Below are 19,525 nucleotides of genomic sequence, written 5' to 3'. Positions count from 1 at the left end.
CGCCACGCGGCAAGCGCCAGCAAGTATCCGCAGCACGGGTTAAAGAGGTGGCAGCCTGCGCCGCCCGCCGCCCGCCGCCCGCCGCCCGCCGCCCGCCCCGAGTCCCGAGTCCCGAGTCCCGAGTCCCGAGCTTTTGCCGCACCGCACATTGCCAATGACACCGGTTTACCATATACAACTGCGCAACGCGTTGTCGATGAGCGGCGCAGCAATTTTCCCGATCCCCAACCTTTTTGCGGAGATGCCCTTGAGCACTCATTCCGGCCCTTCGGATACGCCAGCGTCCGCGTTGGCCGACATCGCGGCCCGCTTCGTCCAGGCCCGCCAGCAAGGCCGTTCGCTGCCCGATTTCCCCGGCACCATCCCCGACGACCTGGAAACCGCCTACCGCGTGCAGGACCTGGCGATCGCGCAATGGCCGGACCAGGTGGTCGGCTGGAAGGTCGGCTACATCGGCGCCGAGCGCCGCGACCACTCCGGCGACGAGCGCCTGCTCGGCCCGATCTTCGCCCGCAACCTATGGAATGCCACCGGTGGAACAACGGACATCCCGGTGTTCGCCGGCGGCTTCGGCGCGGTCGAGGCCGAGTACGTGATGCGCCTGGATGCGGACGTGCCGGCCGACCAGTTGCACTGGACCCCGGAGCAGGCCGCGCAGGTGCCGTCCACGCTGTTCATCGGCGTGGAAGTGGCCAGCAGCCCGCTGGCCACGATCAACCAGCTGGGGCCGCGGGTGGTGATCTCCGACTTCGGCAACAACAACGGCCTGATCCTGGGGCCGCAGGTCGCCGACTGGGCCACGCTGGACGAGGCCGCGCTGCTGGCGGAAACCCTGATCGAGGGCCAGCGCGTCGGCAGCGGCGGTGCCACCCTGCTGCCGGGCGGGCTGCGCGCGGCGTTCGCGTTCGCGCTGGCGCGGTCGGCACGTCGCGGCCGGCCGCTCAAGCGCGGCGAGCTGATCGCCACCGGCAACGCCACCGGCATCCACGACATCGCCATCGGCCAGCACGCGACGATCCGTTTCGACGGCTATGGCGAACTTCATTGCAGGGCCGTCGCGGCGTAAGCCGCGGCAGCCGACGACGCGCGGGAGGGCGCAGCATGATCACTCGTAGAGGTTTCCTCGGCGCAGGGCTGGCCGCGGCCGCGGCCGCTGCCGCCCCGCTGGGCACGCTGGCCCAGGCCGGCGGCGGCGGCCGGTTGCTCACCGCCACCGACGTGCACGTGGCCGACTATCCCACCGTGGAGGCGGTGCGCTGGTTCGGGCAGACCCTGGAGCAGCAGACCGGCGGGCGGCTGAAACTGCGCCAGTACCACTCCGGCCAGCTCGGCCGCGAAGCGGAAGCGATCGACATGGCGCGCTTCGGCGCCATCGACATCACCCGGGTCTATTCCGGCGCGCTCAACAACACCTTCCCGCTGACCCAGGCGCTGTGCCTGCCGTACGTGTTCGACTCGGTGCCGCACCTGCGCCGCGCGATCGACGGCCATGTCGGCGACAGCATCCTGGCCAGTTTCGAGCAGCGCGACCTGGTCGGCCTGGCCATCTACGATTGCGGCGCGCGCTGCTTCTACAACACCAAGCACCCGCTGCATCGTCCGGAAGACCTGCATGGCCTCAAGCTGCGCGTGGCCTCGTCGGACATCTTCCTCAAGCTGATGCGCATGCTCGGCGCCAATCCGACGCCGATGTCGCTGGGCGAAACCTTCTCGGCGATGGAGACGCACATGATCGACGGCGCCGAGAACAACATGCGCAGCTTCCAGTCCAGCCGCCATTTCGAGGCCGCGCGCTACTGGTCGCAGAGCGAGCATTCCTACGCGCCGGACGTGCTGGTGATGTCGCGGCGCAGCTTCCAGGCCCTGGCGCCGGGCGACCGCGCGCTGGTGGTGGAGACCGCGCGGCAATCGGTGGCGGTGATGCGCAAGCTGTGGGACGCCTCCGAGTCGAAGGCGCGCCAGGAAGTGACCGACTACGGCGTGCTGGTCAACGAGGTGGACATGCCCGCCTTCCGCAAGGCCGCCGCACCGCTGCTGGCCGAGTACCGGCGGCAGCCGGAGATCGAAGCCCTGTACCGCCGCATCCGCGATTTCGCTTGAGGCCATGCCGATGACCGACCCCGCCATTGCCGTCCCGGTGGCGCCGCTGCAGCGGCTGCTGGACCGGATCTCCAACCTCGCCATCGGCATCGCCGCCGCCGCCCTGCTCGGGCTGGTGGTGGTGCAGGGCTGGCAGGTGTTCACCCGCTACGTGCTCAACAATTCGCCGAGCTGGACCGAGCCGGTGACGCTGCTGCTGCTGAGCACCGCGATGAGCATGGCGGCGGCGGCCGGCGTGCATACCCGGCGCCACTTCGGCTTCTTCCTGCTGGCCGAGAAGATGCACGCCCACGTGCGCCGGGTCATCGACCTGATCCGCCCGCTGACGATCGTCGCCATCGGCGCGGTCATCGCCTGGTGGGGCGGCGTGCTGCTGCTGGACGGGCTGGACATCAAGATGGCCGGCGCCGCGCTGCCGCAGAGCATCAACTACCTGCCGCTGTCGATCGGCGGCGCGCTGATGAGCGTGTTCGCGTTGTATCAGGCGTGGCAGGTGCTGCGCCCGGCCACCGCTGAAGGAGTGAACTGATCCATGGCCATTGCAATCCTGCTCGGGCTGTTCGTGCTGCTGCTGCTGATCGGCGTGCCGGTGGCCTATGCGCTGGGCGCCGCGGCGCTGGCGACGATCCTGTACCTGGACCTGCCGGCCATCGTGCTGGTGCAGCAGATCTCCGCCGGCAGCGGCTCGGCGTCGCTGATCGCCATTCCGTTGTTCATCTTCGCCGGCGAACTGATGCTGCGCGGCGGCATCTCCGAACGCCTGATCGCGCTGGCCTCGTCGTTGGTGGGACGCATGCGCGGCGGCCTGGGCCAGGTCAGCGTGCTGTCCTCGCTGTTCTTCGGCGGCGTGTCCGGTTCGGCCATCGCCGACGTGTCGGCGGTCGGCGGCACCATGATTCCGCAGATGATCAAGCGCGGCTACGACCGCGACTACGCGGTCAACGTAAGCATGACCGCGGCGCTGGTCGCGCTGCTGGTGCCGCCCTCGCACAACCTGATCCTGTTCTCGGCCGCGGCCGGCGGCGGGCTGTCGATCGCCGACCTGTTCGCGGCCGGCATCTTCCCGGCGCTGCTGATGACCGTGGCGATGATGATCACTGGCTATGCGGTGGCGCGCCACCGCGGCTACGGCACCGAGCCGTTCCCGGGCTGGCGCGCGGTGGCGTTGCGCCTGATCGGCGCGCTGCCGGGGCTGGGCCTGGTCGCGCTGATCTTCGTCGGCATCCGCGCCGGCATTTTCACCGCGGTGGAGAGCGCGGCGATCGCGGTGGTGTATGCGTTGCTGGTCACCGCACTGCTGTATCGGCAATTGCGCTGGGCCGAGTTCTTCGCCGCGGTCACGCATGCCTCGCGCACCACCGGCGTGATCCTGTTCGTGATCGCCACCGCGGCGGTGTTCGGCTGGCTGCTGGCCTACCTGCAGGTGCCGGCGGCGGCGGTGAAGCTGCTGCAATCGGTCGCCGACGGCAAGAACACCGTGTTGCTGATGATCGTGATCATGCTGCTGTTGCTGGGCATGTTCATGGACCTGGCGCCGAAGATCCTGATCTGCACGCCGATCTTCCTGCCGGTGGTGAAGGCCTACGGCATCGACCCGATCCACTTCGGGCTGGTGATGGTGCTGGCCGGCGGCATCGGCCTGATCACCCCGCCGATCGGCTCGGTGCTGTTCATCGGCACCTCGATCGGACAGATCACCGTGGCCCAGAGCATGCGCACCATCTGGCCGTTCTGGCTGGCGGCGCTGTGCGTGCTGCTGATCGTGGCGTTCTTCCCGGAACTGTCGCTGTGGTTGCCGCGCGCGCTGCGCGCCTGATCCTTCGTGGCGCGGCCGTCATCGCCGGCCGCGTCCCCGTACGCGCCGGCGGCGCGAACCCAGGAGTGGAATCCATGACTTCGCCTACCACCTCGTCCTCCCTGCGCTGGCTGCTGCTGGCCGGCCTGCTCGCCGCCAGCACGCTGGCCGCGGCGGCCGACTGGAAACGCGGCATCGAGAACCAGCGCATCGCCGACCAGGGCGACGGCAGCTTCCTCAACCCGGTGCTGGCCGGCGACCACCCCGATCCGTCGGTGCTCAAGGACGGCGACGACTACTACCTCACCCTGTCCTCGTTCGATGCCTACCCCGGCCTGCCGATCTGGCATTCGCGCGATCTGGTCAACTGGCAGCCGCTGGGCCACGCCATCACCGAGAACGTCGGCGCGATCTGGGCGCCGGACCTGATCAAGCACGGCGGGCGCTACTACATCTATTTCCCGGCGCGCCGCGGCGAGCAGGGCCAGCGCAGCAACTTCGTGGTCTGGGCCGACGACATCAAGGGGCCGTGGAGCGCGCCGATCGACATCGGCCTGGGCAAGTACATCGACCCCGGCCACGCGGTCGGCGAAGACGGCAAGCGCTACCTGTTCCTGAGCGGCGGCGACTACGTGCAGCTGTCAGACGACGGCCTCAAGGTGGTCGATACGCCCAAGCACGTCTACGACGGCTGGAAGTACCCGGAAAGCTGGGACGTGGAGGCCTATGCGCAGGAAGGGCCGAAGATCACCCGCCACAACGGCTGGTACTACATGACCACCGCGGTCGGCGGCACCGCCGGGCCGCCGACCGGGCACATGGTGATCACCGCGCGCTCGCGTTCGATCCATGGGCCTTGGCAGAACGCGCCGAACAACCCGATCACGCGCACCAAGAGCGCCGCCGAGCCGTGGTGGTCGCGCGGCCACGCGACCCTGGTCGAAGGCACCGACGGCCGCTGGTGGATGCTCTACCACGGCTACGAGAACGGCTACTGGACGCTGGGCCGGCAGGCGCTGCTGGACCCGATCGAGTGGACCGCCGACGGCTGGTTCGTGGCCAAGGGCGGCGATCTCGGCACGCCGCTGAAAAAGCCCAGCGGGCAGGCGCTGCCGCACGGCTTGGCGCTGTCGGACGCGTTCCGCGGCGACCGGCTCGGCCCGCAGTGGTCGTTCTTCAACCCGGGCCGCGACGAGTACCAGCGGCTGTCGTTTGGCGACGGCACGCTGAGCGTGCAGGGCAAGGGCCGTGCGCCGCGCGACAGTTCGCCGCTGACCGTGATCGCCCCCGACACCGCCTACCAGTTCGAAGTGGAGATGGAGATCGAGCCCGGCGCGCAGGGCGGCGCGCTGCTGTTCTACAGCGAGCGCCTGTACGCCGGGGTCGGCAGCAACGGCGAGGCCTTCGTCATGCACCGCTACGGCGAGGAGCGCCCGGCGCAGCTGGCGCCCAGCGCCAAGGGCGGTCGGCTGTGGTTGCGGGTGCGCAACGACCGCCACATCGTCACCATCCACAGCAGCCGCGACGGCAAGACGTGGACCAAGTACCCGGTGCAGATGGAAGTGTCCGGCTACCACCACAACGTCGCCGGCAAGTTCCTGGCGCTGAAGCCGGCGCTGTATGCGGCCGGAAATGGAAAGGTGCATTTCCGTCAATTCCGCTACCGCGCGCTGGACTGAACATGACTACCGGTAGAATCCGTCCTCTTCCGTCCGGTTTTCCGTCCATGGCGCCGAGCAAACCCACTTCCGCCGATGTCCACGCCTCCGTCCACGGCAAGGCGGCGACGATCAACGACATTGCGCGCCTGTCCGGGGTGTCGAAGAAGACGGTGTCGCGGATCATCAACAACTCGCCGCTGGTGCGCAAGGACACGCGCGAGAAGGTCGAGGCGCTGATGCGCGAGGTCGGCTACGCGCCGGATCCGCTGGCGCGCGGACTGGCGTTCCGGCGTTCGTTCCTGATCGGCATGGTGTACGACAACCCCACCGCGCAGTACATCGTGGACATGCAGTACGGCGCGCTGGACGCGCTGCGCGGTTCCAGCTTCGAACTGGTGGTGCATCCGTGCGACAGCCGCAGCCCCGGCTACATCGAGGGCGTGCGCCGCTTCGTGCAGCAGCAGAAACTGCACGGCGTGATCCTGGTGCCGCGCGCCTCCGAGGACCAGGCGCTGGCCGACATGCTCGCCGGCATCGGCGTGCGCTACACCCGCATCGCCTCGCTGCCGCTGGACGCCACCTCGCAGATGGTGGTCACCCACGACCGCGACGGCGCGGCCGAGGCCGCCGACTACCTGCTGTCGCTGGGCCACCGCGAGATCGCACTGATCACCGGTCCCAGCGCCTACCGCTCGGCGCACGAGCGCACCGCCGGCTTCATCGACGCGCTGACCCGGCGCGGCATCGAACTGCCGCCGGAGCGCATCGTCGAGGCCGGCTACACCTTCGAATCCGGCGTGGCCGCGGCCGAGAAACTGCTGCTCGGCAAGCAGCGCCCCAGCGCGATCTTCACCGGCAACGACGAGATGGCCGCCGGCGTGTACAAGGTCGCGCTGCGCGCCAGCATCAACATCCCGCGCCAGCTGTCGATCATCGGCTACGACGACAGCCCACTGGCCTCGCGCCTGTGGCCGTCGCTGACCTCGGTGCGCCGGCACACCCGCGACACCGGCCGCACCGCCGCAGCGATGCTGATCCAGCCCGAAGGCACCCCGGCGCTGGCCGTGGCCAGCGTGCGCCCGCACCTGATCGTGCGCGACTCCTGCCAGCCGCCGGAAGATTGATGAAGCCGCTGAGCCCCTCTCCCTCCGGGAGAGGGGTTGGGGTGAGGGTACGGCGCGAAGCGTCTCGCGGAGTTTGGGTGCACGAGGCTGCGCCCGTACCCTCATCCGCCCCGCGCGGCACCTTCTCTCAACGGGAGAAGGGAGCAGCCGTAGCCCCTCTCCCCTCGGGAGAGGGGTTGGGGTGAGGGTACGGCGCGAAGCGTCTCGCGGAGTTTGGGTGCATGAGGCTGCGCCCGTACCCTCATCCGCCCCTGCGGGGCACCTTCTCCCGATGGGAGAAGGGAGCAGCCGTAGCCCCTCTCCCGTCGGGAGAGGGGTTGGGGTGAGGGTGCGGCGCGAAGCGTCTCGCGGAGTTTGGGTGCATGAGGCTGCGCTCGTACCCTCATCCGCCCCTGCGGGGCACCTTCTCCCGATGGGAGAAGGGAACACCCGTTTCTTGCACTGCGCAATGACACCGGTTTACCAGAGCCGCTAGAATAGCCTTCTGCGGGCCGTCGCCTGGCCCCTGCTTGCCCCGGAGATCCCCATGTCCCTGTACTGCAAGACCCACTACGCCACCCATCCCGATGCCATCAAGGGCGCCAGCAACGACCAGCTGCGCGAGCTGTACCTGCTCGATGGCCTGTTCGTCGACGACGCGGTCACCCTGAAGTACACCCACTACGAGCGCTTCGTGCTCGGTGGCGCGGCGCCGGTGAACAAGGCCGTGCAACTGCCGAAGCAGACCGAGCCTGCGTCCGCCGCCGGCCATCCGTTCCTGGAGCGTCGCGAGCTGGGCGTGATCAACGTCGGCGCCGGCAGCGGCACGGTCACCGTGGACGGCACCGCCTACACGCTGGGACCGAAGGACGGCCTGTACGTGGCGATGGGCAGCGAGGAGGTGGTGTTCGCCTCCGACGATGCGGCCAACCCGGCCCGGTTCTACCTGGCCTCGACCCCGGCGCATGCGCGTTTCCAGACCAAGCAACTGTCGATCAAGGACGCGGTGGCGCTGGACCGCGGCGCGCTGGAGACCAGCAACGAGCGCACCATCTACCAGTTCATCGTGCCGGCCACCTGCCAGTCCTCGCAGCTGCTGCTGGGGCTGACCGTGCTCAAGCCCGGCAGTGTCTGGAACACCATGCCGCCGCACCTGCACGACCGCCGCAGCGAGGTCTATTTCTACTTCGACCTCGGCGCCAACGATCGCGTCTACCACTTCATGGGCGAGCCCGACGCGCAGCGCCACATCGTGATCCAGAACGACGAAGCCGTGGTGTCGCCGCCGTGGTCGATCCACATGGGCGCCGGCACCAGCAACTACGCCTTCATCTGGGCGATGGGCGGCGAGAACCTGGACTACACCGACATGCACGTGCTGGACATCTGCCAGCTCAAGTAGGCCGCCATGCGCGCCGCCGCCGCGTTTTTGACCGCATCCGCATCACCTCATAGGAAGCATCCGCAATGACGAACCCGTTCAGTCTCGAAGGCAAGGTCGCCCTGGTCACCGGCGCCAACACCGGCCTCGGCCAGGGCATCGCGCTGGCGCTGGCGCAGGCCGGCGCCGACATCGCCGCCGCCGGCATCCAGGCGCCCACCGAGACCGAGGAAAAGGTCAAGGCGCTGGGCCGCCGCTTCGTCGCCATCGAAGCCAACCTGATCAGCATCGAGCCGGTGCAGCGCGTGCTCGACGAGACCCTGGCCGGCCTTGGCCGCCTCGACATCCTGGTCAACAACGCCGGGCTGATCCGCCGCGCCGACGCGGTGGATTTCAGCGAGCAGGACTGGGACGACGTGATGAACGTCAACATCAAGTCCGCGTTCTTCATGTCGCAGGCCGCCGGCCGCCACTTCATCGCCCAGGGCAGCGGCAAGATCATCAACATCGCCTCGATGCTGTCGTTCCAGGGCGGCATCCGCGTGCCTTCCTACACCGCCAGCAAGTCCGGCATCGCCGGCATCACCCGTCTGCTGGCCAACGAGTGGGGCGCCAAGGGCCTGAACATCAACGCCATCGCGCCGGGCTACATGGCCACCGACAACACCGCGCAGCTGCGCGCCGACGCGGCGCGCAACCAGTCGATCCTGGAGCGCATCCCGGCCGGTCGCTGGGGCGTGCCGGAAGACCTCGGCGGCACCGCGGTGTTCCTGGCCAGCAGCGCCTCGGACTACGTCAACGGCACCATCATCCCGGTCGACGGCGGCTGGCTGGCGCGCTGAGCCAAGCACGCAGCGTGCGCTGCTTCCTTCTCCCCCCGGGAGAAGGTGCCCGCAGGGCGGATGAGGGTTGGCCCGCACGCACACCATCCAGATGCAGACGGCGGTCGGCGCCACATCAATCACACGCACCATCTTCCCCCGCAATCGGAGACACCATGAAAATCGCACTGATGAACGAATTCAGCCAGGCCGGCAAGAACCCGGTGATCCTGCAGCAGCTCACCGACGTGGCGAGCGCGCAGGGCCACAGCGTGTTCAACGTCGGCATGGACGGCGACGACGATCATCGCCTGACCTACATCCACCTGGGCATCGTCGCCAGCCTGCTGCTCAACTCCAAGGCGGTCGACTTCGTCGTCGCCGGCTGCGGCACCGGCCAGGGCGCGATGATGTCGCTCAACGCCTACCCGGGCGTGTTCTGCGGCTACTGCATCGAGCCGACCGACGCCTACCTGTTCGCCCAGGTCAACAACGGCAACGCGCTGGCGCTGGCCTTCGCCAAGGGCTATGGCTGGGGCGCGGAAATCAACGTGCGCTACATCTTCGAGAAGGCCTTCAGCGGCGAGCGCGGCATGGGCTACCCGGCCGAGCGCCGCGAGTCGCAGCAGGCCAATGCCGGCATCCTCGCCCAGGTCAAGCAGGCCACCGCCAAGTCCTACCTGGACGGCCTGCGCGCGATCGATCCGGAACTGGTCAAGCAGGCGGTCGGCGGCGAGCGCTTCCAGCAGTGCTTCTTCGACAACGCGCAGGACGCCGAGATCCGCAGCTTCGTCGCCGGCGTGCTGGGCAAGCCGGAAGCCGCCGCGGCCTGACCGCACAGCGCCACGCTCGAACCCCTCTCCCGCGAGAGAGGGGTTTGGGGTGAGGGCCGAACACGATCGACCAAGCGGCACCACGCTTCCCATCGGCTTGGCGTGCTTCCCGCCGACAGGCGCAGGATGCCAAGCGCATACACAGCGCAGCGGAGTCCACCATGCGTCTGCTCTTTTCTGCATTGCTGTCGCTCTGCGCCGGGATCGCCTGCGCCGAGCCGCAGCGCGTGTTCATCGCCGGCGATTCCACCGCGGCCGACTACGGTCCCGAACGCGCGCCGCAGGCCGGCTGGGGCCAGGCCTTGCAGAGCTATCTGGATCCGGCCGCCTGGCAGGTGCGCAACCACGCCAAGGGCGGGCGCAGCGCGCGCAGCTTCATCGCCGAAGGCCGCCTCGACGCCATCGCCAAGGACCTGCGCCGCGGCGACGTGCTGCTGATCCAGTTCGGCCACAACGACGCCAAGGTCGAAGACCCTATGCGTTACGACGACCCGGACACCGCTTACCCGCAGTATCTGATGCGCTACGTGCAGCTGGCCCGCGACAAGCGCGCCACGCCGGTGTTGATCACTCCGGTCGCGCGGCTGCTGTACGACTTCGGTTCGCTGCTCGACACCCACGGGCTGTACACCCAGGCGGTGAAACAGCTGGCCACGCGCGAGCACGTCGCGCTGATCGACCTCAACGCCAGTTCCACCCGCTGGATCCGCGCGCTGGGCGAGCAGGGCGCCAAGCCGTACTTCATGTTCGTGCCCGAGCAGAACAAGGCCGACGGCACCCACTTCAGCACCGCCGGCGCCACCGCCGTGGCCTGCCTGGTGCTGCGCGACTGGGTGGCGTCGACGCCCGAGCTGAAGCCGGCCTTGAAGCGCGACATCGACTGCGACGTGAGTCAGCCCGCAGGGCAGGGCAGCGAGCCGGCCAAGCCCTCGCGCGTGGTCCACGAGCGCGATATCGGCATCAGTCAGCCCGGCCCGCACGGCGGCGCCGGGCCGACCACCGCGTATCCCTTCTTCGCCGACGACAAGGACCTGCCCTTCGTGCTGCGCAAGCGCGTGCTGCACAAGGGCGCGGGCATCGGCCTGCACCCGCAGCACAAGGACGAGATCTATTACATCGTCAGCGGGCAGGGCAGCTACGTGCTGGATGGCAAGCAGTACGACGTGGCGGCAGGCGATGCGCTGCTGACCCGGGTGGGCAGCCTGCATGCGCTGCAGCAGCGGGGGGAGCAGGATCTGGTGGTGCTGCTGGCGTATCCGCGGTGAAGCCAGCCGGGCAGAGCCTGGCTCTACCGGCGCCAACCTTCAAAAGCCATTGATGCTTTTGAAGGATGGCGCCATAAACTTCAAAAGCGTAAAGTGCTTTTGAAGTTTAGGGCGGAGGGTTCCATGCGACGGGAAGACATAGCGGTCCCACTGCGCCAGTACCTGGTGCCGGTCGAAGGTCGCCCGAACCTGGTGGCCATGGCAGCCCCGCCAACGCCGCGCAGGCTGCCCGCTGGGCAGTCGGGCAACCGCGAACTGTTCGCTGGCGCCAACGCGGCGCTGGCCCGGCTGGAACAGGCAATGCGCCACTGGCCTGCCCCGGATCTGGTCACCCGTACCTTGGCGCGACGCGAAGCCGTGCAGAGCTCCCAGATAGAAGGGACCCAGACCGATCTGGACCAGTTGCTGGTGTATGAAGCTACCCTTGGCCTCGACGGCCTGCCCGCCGACGTGGTGGTCACCGAGCGTTACGTACAGGCGCTGCAGGACGGCCTTGAAGCGGTCAGGGAGCGGGGTAGGCCCGCCATCGACCTTGCGCTGGTCAATCACCTGCACGCAGTGCTGATGCAGGACACGCCCGAGCATTTCCCAAAGGGCAGCTATCGTCAGGAACAGGCCGTCATCGGCCCGTTGGGAGGACGCCTTGAAGACGCACGCTTCGTTCCTTCGCCGCCGGACCGGATCGGCGAGGCGATGCAGGAACTGGAACGGCAGATGCTGCAGTACCAGGCGGCGGAAGACGAACAGTTCGAACTGAACATCCTTGCCCAGCTCGCCATCGCGCACGCCCAGTTCGAAACCATCCATCCATACAAGGATGGCAATGGACGCACCGGTCGGCTGCTGATGCCGCTGATACTGGCGGCAGAAGGATATCCACCGCTGTACCTGTCCGGCGCATTGCTCCGAAGCAAGGACACCTACTACGAAGCGCTCAACCAGGTGCAGATCAAAGGCAACTGGGTACCGTGGATGGATATGGTCTCCAAGGCCGTGGTGGAGTCGGCGAACGATGCGATCGCCATCGCCGAGGACATGCAGCAGCTTGTAGCAGAGTGGTCGGTGAAGGTAGGCCGCTATCGCGGCGATTCTGTCGCGCGCCGGCTTCCCGCGCTGCTGGTCGGCCATCCGGTGGTCACGGCGTCACAGGTTGCTTCGCTGCTGGATGTGTCTGACCGGTCAGCGCTTACCGGCATCTATGCGCTCGAGGAGGCCGGAATCCTGTCGAAGGGCAACGAGAAGAAGTGGGGCAGGACGTACCACGCCCACGCCGTCCTCAAGCGACTCAACCAGCCACCAGCGCGCGTGGCTACGCGGCCGCGTTGAAAGCAGCCGGGCAGGGCCCGGCTCTACGGTTAAACGTCGCCGCCTTCCGCCCAGCCTTCGCCGGTGCCCTTCTGGTACACGCGGTCGCCTTCCTGAACCTCGCCGGCCGGCAGGTGCTCCTGGGTTTCCAGCGCCACATAGATCGGAGTGAAGTCCGGCGCAGTCGCCTGCATCAGCTGCTCGAAGCTGTCGATGACGAAGTAGGTCTTCTGGAAGGTGTCGATGCGGTAGCGGGTGCGCATGATTCGCGCCAGGTCGAAGCCGATGCGGTTGGGCGCGGCCGATTCCAGCGCGTACAGCGATTCGCCCTTGGACGAAACGATGCCGGCGCCGAAGATGCGCAGGCCGTCGGCGCTGGCGATCAGTCCGAACTCCACCGTGTACCAGTACAGGCGGGTGAGGTTCTGCAGCGCGTCCGGGCCGATGCCGTGCGCCTTCACCCCGCCGCGACCATAGGCTTCCATGTAGTCGGCGAACAGCGGATTCATCAGCAGCGGCACGTGGCCGAACAGGTCGTGGAACAGGTCCGGCTCGGCGATGTAGTCGATCTGCTCGGGACGGCGGATCCACCAGGTCACCGGGAAGCGGCGATTGGCCAGGTGGTCGAAGAAATCCAGTTCCGGCAGCAGGCCTTCGACTCCGACCAGGGTCCAGCCGGTGGCCGCGCCCAGCACCTCGTTGAGTTGCTCGAAGCGCGGGATCGCCTGCGGGTTCATGCCCATCGCGTCCTGCGCCTGCAGGAACTCGTCGCAGGCGCGGCCGACCAGCAGTTCGCGCTGGCGCTGGTACAGCGTGCCCCAGGTGGCGTGGTCGTCGGCGCTGTAGCTGTCCCATGGCTGCGCGACCACGGCCGTGGTGTAGACCGGCACGTAGCCCTTGTCGGTCTGCTGGTGTTCGACGCGGCGCGGTGCGGTGTCCATGGGCGGTAGCTCCGGAAGAGTGCCTGTGATGGTAGGCGCCAAGCCACGCAATGGGCTTGCGAAGTTGCGCGCTTGCGGCCGCTGCGCGCAAGATTGTTGCACCAAATCCATGTTGCAGAGCAATAAATGACCGATTCGGCCGCGTTCGACCGCACCGACCTGCGCCTGCTGGCCCTGCTGCAACGGCAGGGCCGGGCCAGCAATGCCGAACTGGCGGCCCAGGTGAACCTGTCGCCGTCGGCCTGCCTGCGCCGGGTGCAGCGGCTGGAGGCCGACGGGATCGTGGCCGGCTACGCGGCACGCCTGGTGCCGGGCGCGATCGGCCTGGGTCTGCAGGCCTTCGTCCGCGTGCAGCTGGAAAAGCATGGGCAAAGCGGCATCGCCCACTTCGCCGACAGCGTGCAGGGCTGGGACGAGGTGGTCGCCTGCCACGCGCTGACCGGCGACATGGACTACCTGCTGCACGTCTACGTGCGCGATCTGGCGCATTTCTCCGCCTTCCTGCTGGACAAGCTGCTCAACGCCGCCGGCGTGGCCGACGTCAATTCCAGCTTCGTGCTGCGCACGGTCAAGGACTTCGCGGGCCTGCCGCTGCCGCGCGGCTGAGCGGCGATCGGGACGACAGCACGCGTGCCGAACGGCGCCAGCGCTTGTTAAGTTGTTGCTAACGATTTACATTTGCGTCTCGCGACGGCCGCAGCCGGCCCAGCGTCTCCCGCTCGATCCCGCCAGCCCGACTCTGGGCCAGCCATGCCGGATATCCGTGCCGTGGAGCCCGTCTGCGCCCGTCCGTTTCCTCTCCCCCTCGGCGGCGCGCCTGCATCGGTCGCCGCCGCTCAACGACGACGCCGATTCCATGACCCGCTCCCCCACGCGCCACCTGCTGCATCTCGCCCTGCTGTCCGTCCTGTCCACCACCACCGCGCCCTTGCACGCGGCCGACGCGGCGGCCGATGCCGGCGCCGCTCAGCCCACCACGCTGGACAAGGTCGAGGTCAGCGGCAGCCGTGCGCGCGCGCAGCCGTCGACGACCACGCGCCTGCCGCTGACCCTGCAGGAGACGCCGCAGTCGGTCAGCGTGCTCGGCCTGCAGCGGTTGGAGGAGGAATCGCTGTTCAGCGTCAACGATGTGCTGCGCAACGTCACCGGCGTCAACGTGTCCTTCTACGACACGCAACGCCCGCTGTATTTCGCGCGCGGCTTCCAGATCACCGACTTCCAGGTCGACGGCCTGCCGACCTACAGCGGTTCGACCAACCAGGAATACGACATGGTCTTCTACGACCGCGTCGAAGTGATCCGTGGCGCCAATGGCCTGCTCAGCGGCGCGGGCATCCCCTCGGCCACGGTCAACATGCTGCGCAAGCGTCCGGGCAAGAGCTTCGACGCCTCGTTCGCGGCCACCGCCGGCAGCTGGGACTTCCGCCGCACCCAGGCCGACGTGACCGCACCGCTCACCGACGACGGCCGTTTCCGCAGCCGCGTCGTCGCCGCCTGGCAGGACCGCGACTACTACTACGACCATTACCACGAGCAGAAGATGTCGGGCATGGCGGTGCTGGAAGGCGACCTGACCGACGCCACCACGGTCACCGTCGGCTACCAGCGCCAGGACAACGATCCGGTCGGCTCGACCTGGGGCACGGTGCCGTACTTCGCCGCCGACGGTTCCTTCGCCGACCTGCCCAGTTCGACCAACCTGGCGCCGAAGTGGTCGCGCTGGCAGCGCGACACGCACACCGCCTTCGCCAACCTGGAGCAGCGCTTCGGCGAGGACTGGCTGCTGAAGGTCAACGTCGCCCGCACCGAGGGCGAGGTGCGCAATCTGCGCGTGTACGGCAGCGGCTACCCGGACGCGCGCGATGGCAGCGGCATCTATCTGCGCGCCGCCGCCGGCGAGACCGCCGATACGCGCGACGGCGTGGACGTGTACCTCTCCGGCACCTTCCCGCTGTTCGGCCGCGACCACGACCTGGTCGTCGGCGGCAGCTGGCAGGACCTGCAATCGACCGCCTCCACGCTGGCGCTTCGCTATCCCGGCGACTGGGCCAGCTGCGGCCGCGAGCGCTGCTATTACATCCCCAACGTCCACGACTGGGATGGCGACATTTCCGAGGTGACCTATGCGCGCACCGGCGCCTCGCGCGTGGCGCGCACCACCCAGCGCGGCGTGTACGCGTCCACGCGCCTGCGCCTGGCCGAGCCGCTGTCGCTGATCGCCGGCGCGCGCCTGAGCTCGTGGGAAACGCGCACGCGCGCCTACGACACCAGCGGCGCCTACACCGGGACCAGCGGCCACTACGAGGTCAGCGACGAAGTCACGCCCTACGTCGGCCTGGTCTACGCCATCACCCCGGAGATCTCCGCCTACGCCAGCTACACCGAGATCTTCAACCCGCAGAACTACAAGGACAAGGACAACAACCTGCTGGCGCCGGTGGAAGGCTCCAACCTGGAAGCGGGGGTCAAGGCGCAGCTGGGCGATGGCCGCGCACTGCTCGGCGCGGCGGTGTTCGAGGCGCGGCAGGACAACTACGCGGTGCGCGACATGAGCCAGCCCGAAGCGTCGCTGCCCGACGGCAGCTCGGCCTACCTCGGCATCGACGGCACCAAGAGCCGCGGCTGGGAAGTGGACGTCAGCGGCGAGCTGCGCCCGGGCTGGACGCTCAACGCCGGCTACACCCACGCCAAGGTCACCCGCGCGCCGACCGACGCGATCTACGCCAACCTGCCGGAAGACTATCTGCAGCTGTCCACCCAGTGGCGCCTGCCGGGCGCCTGGCAACGCCTGAGCATCGGCGGCGGGCTCAGCTGGCAGAGCGCGGTGCGCGGCTACAACATCCTGCGTCCGGTGGGCGACGGCAGCGGCGCCGAGGTGCCGGTCACCGTGGTGCAGGACGCCTACACGCTGGTGCACTTCAACGCGAACTACCAGCTCAGCACGCAATGGACCGCGACGCTGGCGGTGCGCAACGCGCTGGACAAGAAGTACTGGGCCAACCTCGATTACCAGAACTACGGCGAACCGCGCTTCGTCAGCTTCACCTTGCGCTGGCGTTACTGAGGCGTGCGTAGGAGCGGTGGGCGTGGACGCCTAGCCGCTCCTGTCATCGCGCCCGAATTGCGCCGGGTGCCTGCGGTTGCCGTGCTAGCTCAGTCCTGCTTCTTGCACGGATCGTCGCGACCGATCAGGCGGCCCAGGCGCGAGCGCGGTTCGCACGGCGGGGCGACCGGCTGTGCGGCCTTTGCGGCAGCGGCGGCGGCCGCGGCGCGCTGTTGCTGCAGCTGCGCCAGCTTGGCCTTGATCTGCGGCATCGCCGCCAGCGCGGCCTTTTCGCCTTCCAGGATGGCGGCATTGCGCTGGGCGAAGTCGGCGGCGCCGATGTCGTTGACCTTGGGCCGGATCACGATGTCCGCGCGCGCCAGTTCCTGCTGGCCCAGGCGCTGGCCCATGATTGCGATCGACTGGTTGACGATGCCGAGCATGCCACCCGGGTTCTTGCCGCTGGCCTTGCTGGAGATGTCCACCGCGACCACGAAATCGGCGCCGAGCTGGCGCGCGGCGTCCACCGGCACCGGGCTGACCACGCCGCCGTCCACATAATGGAACTTGCCGATGGTAACCGGTTCGAACACGCCGGGAATGCTGCTGGAGGCGCGCACCGCCTGGCCGGCGTTGCCGCGCACGAACACGGTGCGCTCGCCGTCCTCCAGGCGCGTGGACACCGCGGCGAAGGGCTTGCCGAGTTTTTCGATCGGGCGGTTCTTGAGCTGGGCGTTGACGTAGTCCTGCAGCGCCTGGCCCTGCACCAGGCCGCCGGAGAACAGGCGCATGTCGCGGATGCTGGTCTCGTCCAGCGCCACCGCGGCCTGCTGCATCTGGAACGCGTCCATGCCGCTGGCGTACAGCGCGCCGACCACGCTGCCGGCGCTGGTGCCGGACACCACCACCGGTTCCAGCCCGTTGGCCTGCAGCATCTTGATCACGCCGATATGGGCGAAGCCTTTGGCCGCGCCGCCGCCCAGGGCGATGCCGATGCGCAGCGGCTTGGCCGCGGCGGTCGGTGCCGGTCCCACGACCACCGGCGCCGGCGGTGCCGGCTTGGGGTCGCCGCCGCAGCCCGCGAGCAGGCCGAACAGGGACAGGGACAGGAGCAGGCGCGGGGAACGGAAGGCGGTCATGGAGGCGGTGTCGTGGAAGGGAGGGCGGAGCCGGCGCGAGCATACCGGGATCCGCCTGCACCGCCCACGACCGGAGGTCATGCCGGGTGGCGGACGCGGCGCCGCCCCACGAAAGGCGCCGCCGCTACCAGCGCAACAGACGTGGGCCGAGCGCGGCGCCGAGGGCGGTCGGCAGCGCCATTCCGAGCACGTACCAGAGCGCCCAGAACGGGACCGCCATCTCCGGGCAATGGATGCAATAGGCCATGGTCGCCAGCGCGCCGCCGAGCAGCCCGCCGGCGGCGCCGGCTACGCGCAGGCGGGTCGGCGCCAGTCCGCGCAAGGCCCAGAACACGCTGGCGAAGCTCGGAATCGACAGCAGCGCGATATTGAACGGGCAGCTGTGCCAGCTCTGGCCCTGCAGCAATGGCAGGCGTAGGTCCGCCGGCGCCGCCCACAGCGCGGTGCTGGCGGCGATCCACAACGCCACGACCGGGACGCCGATCGCGATGGCGGCGGTGCCGACCCGCCGCCCGGGCGTGGCCAGGCGCCAGGTCGCCAGGCCGGCGCCAGCGGCCATGCACGCGGCGAAGCCCAGCTTCGCCCAGAACGCCGGATCCGCAGTCGCCACCGCCAGATCCGGGCGGATCCCGAACACCGCTGATGCCAACAGCAGCGCACCCAGCAGCCCGCTCGGCAGCGCCAGCGCGAACCGCTCGGCAGAGGCATGCCGGTCCACGCGCAAGGGTTCCTGCGCCAGCAGCGCAATCAATTCATCGGTCTTCATGTCGTACTCCTGATCTTCAGCGCCAGCGCCTTGAGTCCGCGGTGCACGCCGATCTTGACCGCCGATTCGGACATGCCGGTCAACCTGGCGGTTTCGCTGACCGACAGGCCCTGCAGCTTCACATGCACGATCGGCAAGCGGTGCCGGTCCGGCAACTGCTCCAGCAGCCGGCCGATTTCATGGCGGGCGTGCGCCGGCGCGTCGTCCGCATGCGCGAACAGATCGGCGGCGGCGGTCAGCGGCAGTTGCAGCGGACCTTTGCGTGCATGCGCCCGGTAGAAGTCCAGCAGCTTGTAGCGGGCGACCGCATAGACCCACGCGGTCAGCGGCTCGCTGCGGCGGTAGGTGTGGCGGCTGTTGTGGATGGCCAGCAGGGTTTCCTGCAGGACGTCTTCGACGTCGTCGGGCGCATGGCTCAGGCGTCGGCGCAGGAAACCGCGCAGGTGGGCGCTGAGCTCGTCCAGAAACGCGCGATAGTCGCGCGCGTCGCCCTCCAGGCCGGCCACGAACAGCAGGTGCAGGCGCGCTTCCACCGCCTGCAGTGCGTCCAGGCGGCTCATCGCGGCACGCTGCCGGCGGCCCGGGATGGGACGTGGGCACGGCGCGAACGGCGGATGCACATGCAGCGCTCTCCACGGCGGTCTGGCGGGCGCCGGACACGCAGGATAGGACGGCGCCGGCCTGGACGCCGGATCTGCGTCCCGTGCCCGACCGCCATTGCCGCCACCGCCGTGGACCCGGCAGCGCCTGGCGCCGGCGCCGGTTCCCGCCATCCAGGGCGGGCTACCGCGCACAGGCCCGCCGCCGCCGCGACCAATGGCGCCGCAGGCGCAGGGGCGACGGCCACCGCCACCATCGCTGTCTCGCTGTTCACTCCGGTTTCCCTGCCCCTTATCGATTCAGAGGTAGTTCGTCGCATCCGCGACGGCGGTTACAGCCAGCGACAGAAATTTTTCAGTTCCGACTCGGCCATTGGCTGTAACCGTGGCGGCATTCGTGGCGAATTGCAGAAAGGATCCGGTCGCATGGTGCGCTCGCGATCCGTTCCCTCTCTTCACCCGTTTCCACAGGAGCATCCCATGAACGTACGCAACGCTGCAGCGTCGGCCCTGACCTTGGCGGCCCTCGTCACCGGAGCCGCGATGGCGCAGGGCGCCGACCCCTCCGCGCAGCCCAAGCCGATGGAAAAGTGCTATGGCGTCGCCAAGGCCGGCCAGAACGATTGCAAGGCCGGCGCCGGCACCAGTTGCGCGGGCACGTCCAAGCGTGACTACCAAGGCAATGCCTGGAAGAACGTACCGGCCGGCACCTGCGTCGGCATCAAGACGCCGAAGGGCCATGGCACGCTGACCCCGGTCGGCGCCTGAGCGCG

General features: G+C 68.7%; 18 protein-coding genes. 14 read left to right on the top strand and 4 right to left on the bottom strand.

Annotated features, from left to right (window positions below; translation table 11 throughout):
- Positions 1 to 241 precede the first annotated feature (241 nt).
- From VDQ83_RS14155 to VDQ83_RS14105, 11 genes are all read left to right on the top strand, one after another.
- Positions 242 to 1,066 carry a 2-keto-4-pentenoate hydratase gene (locus tag VDQ83_RS14155; RefSeq protein WP_263396413.1) on the top strand — a complete coding sequence of 275 codons (825 nt, stop codon included), beginning with the start codon at positions 242 to 244 and terminating at the stop codon, positions 1,064 to 1,066.
- Between the two features lie 35 nt (positions 1,067 to 1,101).
- Positions 1,102 to 2,100 (top strand): TRAP transporter substrate-binding protein, encoded by a 999-nt coding sequence (locus tag VDQ83_RS14150; protein WP_455435429.1) that lies wholly within the window; start codon positions 1,102 to 1,104, stop codon positions 2,098 to 2,100.
- 10 nt (positions 2,101 to 2,110) lie between these two features.
- On the top strand, positions 2,111 to 2,629 hold the full coding sequence (locus VDQ83_RS14145) for a TRAP transporter small permease (RefSeq protein WP_455435428.1): 519 nt from the start codon (positions 2,111 to 2,113) through the stop codon (positions 2,627 to 2,629).
- 3 nt (positions 2,630 to 2,632) lie between these two features.
- Positions 2,633 to 3,916, top strand: a complete 1,284-nt coding sequence (locus tag VDQ83_RS14140) for a TRAP transporter large permease (RefSeq protein ID WP_263396410.1) — start codon at positions 2,633 to 2,635, stop codon at positions 3,914 to 3,916.
- Positions 3,917 to 3,990: 74 nt separating this feature from the next.
- Positions 3,991 to 5,574 carry a family 43 glycosylhydrolase gene (locus VDQ83_RS14135; protein WP_455435427.1) on the top strand — a complete coding sequence of 528 codons (1,584 nt, stop codon included), beginning with the start codon at positions 3,991 to 3,993 and terminating at the stop codon, positions 5,572 to 5,574.
- 47 nt (positions 5,575 to 5,621) lie between these two features.
- A complete protein-coding gene (locus tag VDQ83_RS14130) occupies positions 5,622 to 6,680 on the top strand; it encodes a LacI family DNA-binding transcriptional regulator (RefSeq protein ID WP_263396408.1) in 1,059 nt (352 codons plus the stop codon).
- A 526-nt stretch (positions 6,681 to 7,206) separates the two neighbouring features.
- Complete coding sequence (kduI, locus tag VDQ83_RS14125; RefSeq protein WP_455435426.1) at positions 7,207 to 8,061, top strand: 5-dehydro-4-deoxy-D-glucuronate isomerase; 855 nt, start codon at positions 7,207 to 7,209, stop codon at positions 8,059 to 8,061.
- 65 nt (positions 8,062 to 8,126) lie between these two features.
- The gene (gene kduD / locus VDQ83_RS14120) at positions 8,127 to 8,882 is read left to right on the top strand and encodes a 2-dehydro-3-deoxy-D-gluconate 5-dehydrogenase KduD (protein WP_309919824.1); all 756 of its coding nucleotides are present in this window, start codon (positions 8,127 to 8,129) and stop codon (positions 8,880 to 8,882) included.
- A gap of 155 nt (positions 8,883 to 9,037) precedes the next feature.
- Positions 9,038 to 9,694 carry an RpiB/LacA/LacB family sugar-phosphate isomerase gene (locus VDQ83_RS14115; RefSeq protein WP_455435425.1) on the top strand — a complete coding sequence of 219 codons (657 nt, stop codon included), beginning with the start codon at positions 9,038 to 9,040 and terminating at the stop codon, positions 9,692 to 9,694.
- A gap of 137 nt (positions 9,695 to 9,831) precedes the next feature.
- Positions 9,832 to 10,959 carry a GDSL-type esterase/lipase family protein gene (locus tag VDQ83_RS14110; protein ID WP_455435439.1) on the top strand — a complete coding sequence of 376 codons (1,128 nt, stop codon included), beginning with the start codon at positions 9,832 to 9,834 and terminating at the stop codon, positions 10,957 to 10,959.
- A 123-nt stretch (positions 10,960 to 11,082) separates the two neighbouring features.
- Positions 11,083 to 12,285 (top strand): Fic family protein, encoded by a 1,203-nt coding sequence (locus VDQ83_RS14105; protein WP_455435424.1) that lies wholly within the window; start codon positions 11,083 to 11,085, stop codon positions 12,283 to 12,285.
- Between the two features lie 29 nt (positions 12,286 to 12,314).
- On the opposite strand, the gene phhA is transcribed toward VDQ83_RS14105, so the two are convergent.
- Positions 12,315 to 13,205, bottom strand: a complete 891-nt coding sequence (gene phhA, locus VDQ83_RS14100; RefSeq protein ID WP_455435423.1) for a phenylalanine 4-monooxygenase — start codon at positions 13,203 to 13,205, stop codon at positions 12,315 to 12,317.
- Positions 13,206 to 13,331: 126 nt separating this feature from the next.
- On the opposite strand from phhA, the gene VDQ83_RS14095 reads away from it, so the two are divergent.
- Complete coding sequence (locus VDQ83_RS14095; RefSeq protein WP_263396402.1) at positions 13,332 to 13,811, top strand: Lrp/AsnC family transcriptional regulator; 480 nt, start codon at positions 13,332 to 13,334, stop codon at positions 13,809 to 13,811.
- Between the two features lie 250 nt (positions 13,812 to 14,061).
- Positions 14,062 to 16,269, top strand: a complete 2,208-nt coding sequence (locus VDQ83_RS14090; RefSeq protein ID WP_455435422.1) for a TonB-dependent siderophore receptor — start codon at positions 14,062 to 14,064, stop codon at positions 16,267 to 16,269.
- Positions 16,270 to 16,358: 89 nt separating this feature from the next.
- On the opposite strand, the gene VDQ83_RS14085 is transcribed toward VDQ83_RS14090, so the two are convergent.
- The 3 genes from VDQ83_RS14085 to VDQ83_RS14075 form a co-directional block, all read right to left on the bottom strand.
- A complete protein-coding gene (locus tag VDQ83_RS14085; protein ID WP_455435421.1) occupies positions 16,359 to 17,387 on the bottom strand; it encodes a patatin-like phospholipase family protein in 1,029 nt (342 codons plus the stop codon).
- Between the two features lie 124 nt (positions 17,388 to 17,511).
- Positions 17,512 to 18,153 (bottom strand): DUF1109 domain-containing protein, encoded by a 642-nt coding sequence (locus tag VDQ83_RS14080; protein WP_455435420.1) that lies wholly within the window; start codon positions 18,151 to 18,153, stop codon positions 17,512 to 17,514.
- On the bottom strand, positions 18,150 to 18,713 hold the full coding sequence (locus tag VDQ83_RS14075; RefSeq protein WP_455435419.1) for a sigma-70 family RNA polymerase sigma factor: 564 nt from the start codon (positions 18,711 to 18,713) through the stop codon (positions 18,150 to 18,152). The genes VDQ83_RS14080 and VDQ83_RS14075 overlap by 4 nt, the downstream gene beginning before the upstream one ends.
- A gap of 519 nt (positions 18,714 to 19,232) precedes the next feature.
- Here VDQ83_RS14075 and VDQ83_RS14070 point away from each other — a divergent pair.
- The gene (locus VDQ83_RS14070) at positions 19,233 to 19,520 is read left to right on the top strand and encodes a BufA1 family periplasmic bufferin-type metallophore (protein WP_309919848.1); all 288 of its coding nucleotides are present in this window, start codon (positions 19,233 to 19,235) and stop codon (positions 19,518 to 19,520) included.
- Positions 19,521 to 19,525: the final 5 nt, after the last annotated feature.

The organism is Xanthomonas sp. WHRI 7945 (genome assembly GCF_035026585.1).
This window is presented reverse-complemented; position numbering and strand designations above follow the sequence as displayed.